Source organism: Moorena sp. SIO1F2, assembly GCF_010672755.1.
Lineage (GTDB): Bacteria > Cyanobacteriota > Cyanobacteriia > Cyanobacteriales > Coleofasciculaceae > Moorena.
The window spans coordinates 1-11443 of record NZ_JAAHFV010000206.1 but is presented as its reverse complement, the minus strand read 5'-3'; the positions used below and the strand labels follow the sequence as shown (position 1 = coordinate 11443).

The following is an 11443-nucleotide window of genomic DNA, read 5'->3' as shown; positions in this document are numbered from 1 at the left end:
TTAGATCGAGTCAAGGATGACTATCTTCACTTATCTGAGTATCCCATGGTAGAACCGATTGTCAAAATGGTGGTGCTATCCCCATTGTTGAGAATTGCTGATTTTTATCGCCCACCATTCTATATTATTGGTGAAAACGCACCATTACGGTCTTGGGGAGGCAGCGCGGTCATGGGGGTTCCCCCCATGACCGCGCTGCCGTGGTTTCCTTCATGAGCGACTGCATCAAGACAATGGCCGTGAATTTATTTTTCTAAAACTGATTCGACAAGATAAACTGCAATATGCTTTTTCTAATCAGTTCTCTGTGCTGAATCGTGGCAATGATCTATATACTGTGGCTAGAGTATTAAAACACTTAGGTCAGTTAGCTGTCCGGCAAAATTCATCCCACACCTATGCTGCGCATAGGTGTGGGATGAATTTTGCACAAGATATTTATGTAATAGGGAACAATTACGATTGAAGATCGTCTATAATAAAAGAAGTAGGGAAGACAAATTAAGAGCTAACCGCCACCTACTAATTAAAAAATAGAACTTATTTATTGTTCCGGCGCGGAGGGGCATCCCGGAGACGAAACCTTAGAAGAGTGGAGCCTTAATCATAAAGTTTTAACCCTTTTCTGCATAGCCTGCTAACCATAAAGGCTCCACTCTTTAAGCGGTAACTTCTGACCGTGTCGTTAATAAAGCTTACCGTGTATCCAAAGCGATGGCTGGAGTTGGTAAGAAGCCCACACTGAACTCGTTCGCGAAGCGGCTCTGTAAGAGCAGAGTCAGTGTGGGAGTATGTCACTACGTCAATGACTGACAGCTCATAGCTGTCAGCTCTGATATCAACAAGGAAGTATAGCGCTTTAACATCAGATGTGAAAACGCTATAGTAACCATTGAAGAATTTTTAATTTTTAATTGCGCCCAGCGGTACTAGGTGGTGGAGATTTTTAATTTCTCTTGCCCAGCTTCCACATTTGTACAAGATGCGCGGATTTTTGCTACCAGGGTTCCGGATTAGAAGCCGTCCGCTAGACCTACTTCGCTTTTTATGTGTGCCCTTTACCGCTAACATCAATAATAGCTTAAAGCCGTCCTAAAAGGACGGGGCTTTAAACCCAAATTTTTTTGGTCATAGTATGCTGGCTAAGCATGGTTTTAATGCCAGACTTAAAAGGATTATAGTAAGGCATCAAAATGAGATACAACAAGAGATACTGAAATGCGATTCGGGCAAAGCCCGACGCTGCGCGAACGCATAAGTCTGTAAAGCTATTACCGATAGCACTTCAGTATTTATTCATGTCTCCTTTTCTCCATGTATATATACGCCATTTTGATCAAGCCACTTGTCAATTAATTCATTGACAACATCGCTCATGTCCCTGTCTTGCATAACACAAGCTGCTTTAAAGTTCTTTTTTTTATCTTTGGATAGATAAACCCGTATTGATTCTTCAGCCACTGTCCTACTACCAGTAAACAACTTTACTCCATTCTGGCATCAATGATTTTTTTTACAAAATTTATAAATTTATTTTCCCAGGGATGAGGTAGGATGGGAAAAGCCCGCGCGCCGACGCTTCAGAGTTCATCGGCTGGCTACTACTCGATTGTTCAACGGAGATAGCTACATTATGGCTTATCCACAAAACCTCCAGCCTTGGGCAGCGACTCCTCTAGTTCCCCCAACCCAATGGGTAATCATCGGTCGCTACCGCACTTGCTCTTATACAGAAGGATCCCGTCAGCGAATCCCTGACACCCAATTTGAACTCGTGTTTCGTTCCCATCTTCTCTAGATCAACTCAGCGCCCCCAACGCTTCCAGTGCTGACTTCTGTGCTAGGGTCAAACCCGTAACCCCTGTGATATTCATACCTTGGTAAGGTCGATCAGGAATCAGGGTTTTAATACACTGACCTGTGTGAGTATCCCAAACTTTAATAGTCCCATCATTACTGCCACTGGTAAGCCAATAACTGCTCACCTGTTCTTGATCAGACCTACCCTGGTGATCTTGATGTTTTACAGGACTAAACCCAATCGATGACCGTACTGAATTCCTATGACCATGTAAGGTTCTCAGATAGTTACCCGTACTTGCTTGCCAAAGCCTAATGGTTTGATCTAAGCTACCACTGGCAATCAATTCACCATCAGGACTAAAGGCGACAGACCAGACACCTTTACTATGGCCTCGTAAAATCCTGACACATTCCCCAGTCCTAACATCCCAAACCCGAACAGTTTGGTCTCCACTGCTACTAACTAGGGTTTTGCCATCAGGACTAAACGCTACCGACTGTACTCGACTAGTGTGACCCTGTAAAACCTTGAGACATTCACTACTGCTGACATTCCATAAGCGTATGGTTTCGTCTTCACTACCACTGGCTAGGGTTTGACCGTCTCGACTGAAGGTAACAGACCAAATCCAACTGGTGTGACCCCGTAATATCTTAAAACATTCACCAGTATTGACATCCCATAACCGGATGGTTTTGTCATCACCACTACTGGCAAGAATCTCACCAAGAGGACTAAAGCTAACGGATTGCACCCAATAGGAGTGACCGCGCAATACTTTCAGGCATTGACCTGTTCTCACTGACCACAAGTGTATGGTTTGGTCAGCGCTGCTGCTAGCGAGAATTTCACCATTGGGATGAAATGCCACAGAAGTCACCCAACCGGTGTGTCCCTCCAGTCTCTTTAAACAGCTATCACTACTGACATCCCACAACCTGACCATTTTGTCAGTACTGGCACTGGCTAATTGTTGACCATTGGGACTGAATACTGCTGAAAATACAGAATTAGTATATCCTTGTAGAATTTTAAGACATCGACCTGTGTTGCTATTCCATAGACGTACGGTTTGGTCACTGCTGCCACTAGCTACGGTGCGACCATCCCGATTAAATGCCACTGAAAATATAGAATTGGTGTGTCCTTGTAGGTAGTTCAGGCATTCACCACTGCTGACATTCCACAGTCTCACCGTCTGGTCATCACTGCCACTGACTAGGGTTTGCCCATCTGCACTAAACATCACCGACCTTACTCTATCGCTATGGTTAGTTAAGGTGTTGAGACATTCACCTGTGCATCGGTCCCACAATTTAATGGTAAAGTCAGCACTTGCACTGGCTAAGATAGCACCATCGGGACTAAAATTAACAGACCAAATCCGATTAGTATGACCATGACAGATCTGGCGACATTCACCAGTACTAAGATCCCACAGTCTCATTGTCTGGTCATCACTACCACTGGCTAAGGTTTTACCATCTGCACTAAAGGCCACCGCAAGGACTTGACCGGTGTGTCCCTGACATACCTGACGGCATTCACCAGTGTTTACATCCCAAAGCCTTACTGTTGATTCATCACTACCACTGGCTAGGGTTTTACCATCCCTACTGAATGCTACTGACCAAATAGAACTGGTATGGCCTTCTAAAGTTTTAATACACTGACCTGTGCTGACATTCCATAGTTTAATAGTTTTGTCACTACTGCAACTGGCTAGGGTATTACCATCAGGACTAAAGACAACAGACCAAACCCAACCAGTATGACCTTTGCAAATTAAAATTGGCTTACCATTCTCGACTTGCCATAAACGCAACTGACCTTCCACATCTCCAGTAGCTAAAAGCTTACCATCAGGACTAAACGCTACCCCAAATACTACTCCTAAGGTTTTAGTAAACACTGACTTAGATAAATCGGAGTGAGCGAAATTGACATCTTGTAAATCCACCCCTTGTAGATAAGCTTGCCAAATGGTAACTCTTGAAAAATCATAGCCTTTTAAACAGATTTGCTGTTGACAAAGGAGATTAATAATATTTCCACCAGCGTAGCCAATGGCTAAGGGAGGTTTGCCTCGAAGCGTGTCGAGAATCTGATTTAGATGTTTTTCTAGGTTATCCTTACCCGTTAAAGCAATCTGTAGACGCTCTAGAATGGGTTTTATAATGATACGAATTTGAGTATTTCTAAGATAATCTTTGGTCTGAGCTTTGAGGATAGCATGAGTTCTAAATAGGTAATTTTCCCAGTTATTAGTGTTATTAATGGCGCTTACCCCAGCAATAATGTCTTCACAAATTTGCTCAACCAAGCGTTCAGTTACGTATTCCATCACCACCGGTTGTAGGGAAAACAGAGACGCTTTTCTTTCCACAAGCGATCGCTGTTCTAAGGATTCCAAGGTGTCGATCAGTTGTTGGGGTGGGACAGGAGGGAATATATCATCTCGTAAGTCAGCAAATGAGGCTTCTTCTCGATTGATGGCGAGCCAAAAAATTACTGTTCGTTCTGGATCGCTTAATCGGGCAAAATGCTGATCTAAAAGATTTTTAAAATTACCGAATATTATCGCATCTTGATTTAAAAATTCTGCAATATTACCCGCGAATAATTTATGAATTGTTGTGGCCACAATTTTTAGAGCTAAGGGATTACCAGAATACCCTGTAATTAACTGATTCCATTCCCTTTCTTCACCTTTAAAAGACCCGATTATATTAAAAATTTCTTGTCCTTCAGCGGTTGTTAAGCCACTTAGTTGTAGGGAGCGAACAGGTAGAACTTCTGCTTCTAGCAGTCCAATTTCTTGAGGCTTCTCCCGAGAGGTTAGTACTAAGCAGCTTTGATGGGAGGTTTCTCCCCACCGTCTCAATAGTTGACCGTATTCTTCATATCCAGCTTGATAATGTCCAGCAGCATTGCTTTGAGCTCCCCCTTGTAAAATTGTCTCCATATTGTCGAGAACTAGCAAACAGCGGTGGGAGCGTAAATAATTCAGCAGTCGGGAAATTTTATCGTCTGTGGTATCTGGTAAATCAATGTCTTGCTGATTGGATAGAAATCTCAGCAACTGAGTCAAAATCTCTGATAGGTCAGGAGCATTACGTAGGGAGCGCCAAATAACAAACTCAAACTGGTTTTGGAGTTGTTGGGCAAGCTTGATGGAGAGGGAGGTTTTGCCCATGCCGCCCATACCTAACAAGGCCACTAGCCGACAGTGTTCGCTCAGAATCCATTGCTGCAACTGGGCTAGTTCTGATTGTCTTCCATAAAAGAAACGAACATCAACGGCTTCTGACCAATCTTGACGTGGTTTTGCGTTCCTGTAGCGTGGCCTTAGGCCAATCCCATCTGTTTCCTGTCGAGTTACTGGTTGGTTCGAGGGGATCGTTTCCTGTTCACTGCGCCACCTTCGTTCGATTGCTGAGCGAAAGTTCTTTTTACTGACTCTTTCCCCCAAAGCCTCTGAGAGAAGTTTCCACAGCTTGGGACCGACATCATGTTTGAGGTAAGTCGGGGCATAGCCATAGGTATCTGCAATAGTATCATAACTCTGACGCTTCCAAGACCAAGATGCCTCAATTAAGGCTTGCTGTAAATCAGTGAGATGATTCCCCGATTTGGCAAACACTAAGGCATTGGCGAATTCCAGAGCGTCTTCAAGGTTCATATACAGTTTTGATTATAGTTTATTCTGCTATAATAGAATATTGTGATTTACTAACAGTTAAGGTCGTAGGTGTTAGGTTTTATGGATCAGGGGGTGACACAATAGCCGAAAAAGCTTATTTGGTAGAGAGTGCAGCAATTTAGGGTAAAAAAAAATCGGTCTAGTTACCTCAATCAGACCAATCCACATTACAATGTTACCTGAATTTTAGCTGACTCCGCGAGAAGCCCCACATCTCAATGCTACGCCATGAGTGTTTAAAGTTACCGTAAGGATAGGGTCGCCTTTATGGTTAGTCGGTTATGGGTAAAACAGGTGTGACCCGTGGCGAATTAAATTCGCCGTAGGCGAACGGAAAACTTTGCCGATTTTGGCGACCCTATCTATCGGTTTCGTCTCCAGGGATGAATCGCGGACAGGGTCTTTGGGATTCGGCTTTCGCCGACGCGGGGCGCGTTCGGGGAAAGGAGCTATCAAGCTTCTGAGCAACTCGGAGGAAGTCATCCCTCTACGATTGACCGTAGGTCACGCGGGGCGCGTTCGGCCTCCTGTTTAAGTTGTCGCTTTTCAAAGTCAGTCAACCTAATCATCACTGTTTTATCTTTCATTTTGCCTTGACACCTGTTATTACACCTGTTACTATAATAGGTCTAGAAACAGGAGGTTCATTTTCCCTATTCCTTGTTCCATTTACTATCAATCCAAGCTATACAGAAGCTGTCGAATTTTGAGCTGTTGCTGCTCTTCCATTGATTTTGGGAAACTTAACTCGATCGCAATCGAATTAACAGATCCGCTATCAACTGGCTCTATAGTTTGCACCTGAGCCAAAAAACTAATATCTTTTAAGTTATTAGATTCTTGAGTTACCAGTAAACTGACGATGGGTTTAGTGTCCTGCATGATATCGAGATTGCTAATCTGCCTGCCATCTAATTCCAACCGTAAATCATGAGTTCCAATTTCCGTGATTGTCGCGCTAACGGAATAGTTTTTCCAGTAATCCCAATATAATTGCACCGCCGTTTGAATCTTTTGACGTACCTTCGTCTCTTTAGCTGGTCGGAATTCACGGAAGACTCGTCTGATACTCGTAGCAATAAACTTAAGGGATTCCAGAGGATGGTCTGTCTCAGATCGTCTCTGGGAATACCACTCATTGACATCAGAATAAATAACTAACACCAGATCATCTTGCTGAGTACGGGTGAGATTAATAAAATCAACATATAGCCTCACCTGCTCCCCCATGGCAACTTCTCGCATCACCCGCCCTCGGACCAAGCACTTGTGTCCGTAGTCTCCTTCGATTTCCACTCTAATTTCATCAGGGATGTTGGGTACGGTATTCAGCAGAATTTGGACGCCACTTTCACTAATATTAACGGTTTCACCTCTCCAACGGTGGTGTGGAGTATGAATCACAGCCTTTAACTTCCTTGGCATCCGGTGGGAACGACGGAGTTGGGGTTGCTCGAAAGCAACTAGACAAGCAGCCATCAGCAGGATTAAGTTAAATATAGACCAAAACACATTAACAATCACCGCTTGGCTATCCTCCGGTCTTAACCATAGCCACAGGGGTACAGTTAACAAGGCAGCAGTAGCCACTACTGTCACTAACACCAGGTACTTGACCGAATCAAAATCAAAGCTGCGCTTGGTAACATTCATCCCTTTATCGGTAACATTGAAAGACCCTAACTTAGGATTAATCAGAGCTAAGAGGGTAACAATTCCCGCCTGGAATGACAGGGCAAATTCAAAAATCTCGTTCCAGAAGGAGAAACGGACGTGCTTGTAGGGAATGTGGTTGGTCTGCATCGATAAAATAACGTGAGGCAGAGCATAGCACAAGGTTTCAAAACCGAGACCCTTAACCGAATTGATGCCAAATAATAAGAATAGAGTGGGTGCGATCGCATACATCAATCGCGGGAAGCCGAAGAAAAAGTGGGCTGTGGCACTCGTGTAGCACAACCGTTGGGGTAGGCTCAACCTCACCTTCCGGTTGAACAAGGGATTTTCCAGGCGCAGAATCTGAGCCATTCCCCTAGCCCAACGTACCTGTTGACCGATATAGGCCGAAAATTTCTCTGGCGCTAAACCTGCCACCATAATCTTGTCGTAATAGACCGACTCGTAACCCAATGAGTGGAGACGGAACGCAGTATGGCAGTCTTCGGTAACTGTTTCGGTAGCAATACCTCCGATTTCCAGCACGTGCTTTTTCCGAATCACAGCCGCAGACCCACAAAAGAAAGCTGCATTCCAGAAATCATTGCCCTTTTGCAGCACTTTATAAAACAGTTCATTACCCACAGGTATTCTGCCTTCTGTGAGCAGATTACGCTCAAAGGGGTCTGGGTTATAAAACCAGTGGGGTGTTTGGACAAAGGAAACCTTAGGGTTAAAAAAGAAGCCAACAGTTTCCTTCAATAACCTTTTAGCGGGAATGTGGTCACAATCGAGAATAAGGACTAAATCTCCTTTGGTATTGTGAAAAGCCGTATTGATATTGCCAGCTTTAGCATGATCATTGTTATTCCTAGTCAGTAGTTCGCAGCCTAGCTCCTCGCACATTTGGCGCAACTTTTCCCTACGCTCTGGATACTTTCTGCCATCATCAAGGACATAAACCGATTTTTTATCAGCCGGATAGTCAATGGCTACAGCCCCTAAGGTTGTTTTGCGGACAATTTCGATATCTTCGTTATAGGTAGGAATGTAAATATCAACCCTAAACCACTCCTCTTGGGGAATATTTTCTAAACTAACCGCTTGACGTTCTTTGATTTTTAAGGTTTGAAAGTACGCCAAAAATAAGGTGGCGATCGCATAGAATTCTGCTCCATACAACAGCAAGCAAAAAACGATATTCAGCCACCCTTCAAAATTAAGGGTATATCGAGTGCGGTAATAAAAATAGCGTAGGCTAGTAAAAACGCTAAGTAAAACCAACAATAAGTGGAGATATTCACTGGTTTTACGATTGGGTTTATCTTCCTCCATCTGAATAATCACCCGTCCCAGCAGTAACACAATTAAAGCAAGCAAGCCTTGTTGCCAAATTGGTGGGCGAGCAGTAATTAGAGGAATGAATAGCAATAGTAAAGATCCAATTAGCAACAGCAATTGACGACGACTTAGCCACTGTAAAATCTGGTCAAATATATAGGGGAAGTCTTCCACTACCCAGACTGTTAGTTTCTCTCGCTGTTGGGGTGTGGTCACCAAGCCTTTTTGACCCGGTTTTGACCTAATCTTTAAAAATGGAATAGTCATTAATTTCTATCCCTAGCCATTTTTTGTAGATAAAACTGAATAACACCGTAACTAATCATGGTAGCAGCTATAATAGCTGGAGCTAACATCAACCAACTTCTTATTATGAAGTTAAAAATTTGCTGAGTCAACTCAGGTTTTTCCAGTTGACGCTTTCGCTTTTCCTGGAAAAACTCCATATTATAAGAATTTTGTTCATAAATATTGGGATTTTCAGAGTTAGCACTAATCAGTACTGTGTCTCCCTTGATTTGATAGAAGAGTGGGTCTTGGTTTAATAAATATTGGACTTTATCTAAGCCTTTTTCGGTTTGAGCAATTAGAGCAAGCAGCACCCGTTCTTTATTCCATGGTGAGATAATTTCTTTGATCACCCCATCATGATCAGACCAGGTTTTAATCTGACTATCACTGCGCTGCCGTGTCAAGAAATCTTTTAATTTCAAGCCACTAGAGGATAAAATTTCGGGCAAAGGAAATTTCTCTTGAGTACCAATTCCTACCAGATGATGGTCACTGCGTTCCTCAGTGGGTAAAGAATCTTTGGTGTAAACTGATAACTGGATTGATTCCGCTTTGCTTAACCGTCCCAGTCTGTTAGTGAACTTTAGTAATGTCATCAGTACACTAGTTGAGGGGTCTTTTGGTAGCACAATAACGGTATTCGATAAATCCTGAGGAGCAGCAAAGGGATAACCCGTTTTCAGCAACCCCAAATCTGGCACTTTGGCAACACTGGTGCGCTGGAGTTGAAAATTTGTATCACTGTGCAAGGTACCCCAAAGCTGTTGGTCAGTTACTTTGCTACAGGAGCGGCGTTCCCGAGCATCAAGACGAAAATCGACCTGGATTTTAGAATAGGGGGTAATTTTGTCATTAGGCAGGGCAATCCTCAGGGATTCTCTAGTTCCACCATCGATGGAAGTTAGCTTTTTGCCGATCAGGGCAATGCCATCTAGCTTGACTTCCACTACTGAGGTTTTGGGATTAATTTGGGGGCTGTAGCTATAAATTAGGTTCATATAGTTATCCCCCTCAAACTTATCATCCGGCAATGCCCGGAAGTTAATCGTAATGGGTGGGGAATCAGAACCCCTGACTGTGATATCCTCAATCGGCTGATTGTAGGGAGTTTTGAGGTCGCTGACCTTGAATGTGGGTTCTAGAGGTAAATAGTCTGGCCAATCACGGGGTGCAGGGGTTGGCACTTCGTCGAGCTTTTCAACTAAGATCACTTGACTGGTACCAATTTGACGGTCTTGGGATTGCACTAAAAACTGTACTGCTTTCGCCACTCCTTCTGGCCCATTACCTGTTGCTACCAATACTGCGGCTTGATTGCCAGGAGTGCTGGTTAACATTAAGACCCCGACATCGGGTGGTAAGGCTTTTTCCTTAGCATCGATAATCTGATTGTTTGCTACAGGAAGGGGTAGTTTCAGGGATTTGAGTTCTGGCTGTTGTTCTGGTGTGCCGATGATTACCAACCGATTACCAGAAAAGCGATTAATCCCCGTTCCACTGGCCTCTTTGACAGATTTCACTAAGGAAGTCTTCAGGGGACGATAATCCGCTAGCCTACCTAAGGAAGCTTGGAAACGAGCAGTGCTAGTTAACCAATTATCATTAATCTCCTTGGGCAACAGATAAGTAATTTGATTTGGTTCTAGGCTCAGGTCATCAAAGATCGGGTAAGGATAGCGATTGAAGTCTAGAGAAACCGGTTGGGGTTCAAAATCAAAGACTATTTTTGAATCCGGCAGAATTTCTGTCCATAGGGAAGGATCATAGGGGTCTTGAGTACAGGTAGGAGAGTTATTCTGTAGCGCCGCAATTGTGATTTGGTTGTAGTTACGGAGTTGGTCCATAGGAATATTAAAGAGCACATTCCCAATTTCCCCCTCCTGGCGGTTGAGAGGAATACTGCCAACGCTAACACCATTAATTAGAACGGTAAGATTAGAGCGAGTGGCATAGAGGGCTGGAGAATGGCGAAAGCGAATCAAGGCTTTGACAGATTTGAGTTGCCAATCTCGGGGACGAGTAAACCCTAGCCGCGCCTCGTCATAGATGCCTCTTAAACTAAGACGAGACCCTACTACTGGGCTGCGATTGAATTCTAGGATGTACTGACCAGCAGGAGGAGCATCGATCTCAGGAGCTTTAGTTGGTGGGGAAGGTAAAGCAAAGGTCGGTTGAGATTTTTCCTTGAGTTCCTCGATGGTACTCTCCCGTAGGGTTTTGTTGGAATCGGTGGTACTGCCATCACTTTGGGCATACACTAAACCTGTGCTTAACCCAATGGAAATACTACAGCTGAGGAATAATAGCAGGACTAAAGAATATCTTTGGAACGAATGCCGACGATGATCTGCTTTAGTATCACACCTCACAGAAGTAGAGGCTTGATTAGCGCTAGAGTGACCATCTGATGGCTGTGACCTAGGAGTTTTTTTGGGTAGATGGGCAAAAGTCTTGCGAAAAAAGCGTTTCATCAGCAGAAGGAAGTTTTAACTCTGATTACAAATTAAATTGCCTCATGGGATGTTTAGGTATTCATACAAGGCTAGCGCTACCTAATCCGGAGCTAGCTAGTTATACCGAATAAAAATACATACCGGAATAGAGGTCGCTACCATCAAATTTAATAGTATTCTTACCTACTGAAAATG

At 43.7% G+C, this 11443-nt stretch carries 5 protein-coding genes and 1 pseudogene; 2 read left to right on the top strand and 4 right to left on the bottom strand.

Annotated elements, in window-relative coordinates; all coding sequences use genetic code 11:
- Positions 1–216: pseudogene (locus F6J94_RS21610) on the top strand (hypothetical protein); the annotation flags it as partial.
- A gap of 1080 nt (positions 217–1296) precedes the next feature.
- Here F6J94_RS21610 and F6J94_RS21605 read toward each other — a convergent pair.
- Positions 1297–1461 (bottom strand): plasmid partition protein ParG, encoded by a 165-nt coding sequence (locus F6J94_RS21605; protein WP_198954017.1) that lies wholly within the window; start codon positions 1459–1461, stop codon positions 1297–1299.
- A 172-nt stretch (positions 1462–1633) separates the two neighbouring features.
- Here F6J94_RS21605 and F6J94_RS21600 point away from each other — a divergent pair, with 172 nt between their 5' ends.
- Positions 1634–1798 carry a hypothetical protein gene (locus F6J94_RS21600; RefSeq protein WP_293028936.1) on the top strand — a complete coding sequence of 55 codons (165 nt, stop codon included), beginning with the start codon at positions 1634–1636 and terminating at the stop codon, positions 1796–1798.
- A gap of 1 nt (position 1799) precedes the next feature.
- Here F6J94_RS21600 and F6J94_RS21595 read toward each other — a convergent pair whose 3' ends face one another.
- The 3 genes from F6J94_RS21595 to F6J94_RS21585 form a co-directional block, all read right to left on the bottom strand.
- Positions 1800–5486 carry an NB-ARC domain-containing protein gene (locus F6J94_RS21595; RefSeq protein WP_293044032.1) on the bottom strand — a complete coding sequence of 1229 codons (3687 nt, stop codon included), beginning with the start codon at positions 5484–5486 and terminating at the stop codon, positions 1800–1802.
- Between the two features lie 696 nt (positions 5487–6182).
- A complete protein-coding gene (gene bcsA / locus F6J94_RS21590) occupies positions 6183–8771 on the bottom strand; it encodes a UDP-forming cellulose synthase catalytic subunit (RefSeq protein ID WP_293044030.1) in 2589 nt (862 codons plus the stop codon).
- Positions 8771–11266, bottom strand: coding sequence for a cellulose biosynthesis cyclic di-GMP-binding regulatory protein BcsB (locus F6J94_RS21585; RefSeq protein ID WP_293044027.1), 2496 nt, complete (start codon positions 11264–11266; stop codon positions 8771–8773). Before F6J94_RS21585 ends, bcsA begins: the two co-directional genes overlap by 1 nt.
- Between the last annotated feature and the right edge of the window lie 177 nt (positions 11267–11443).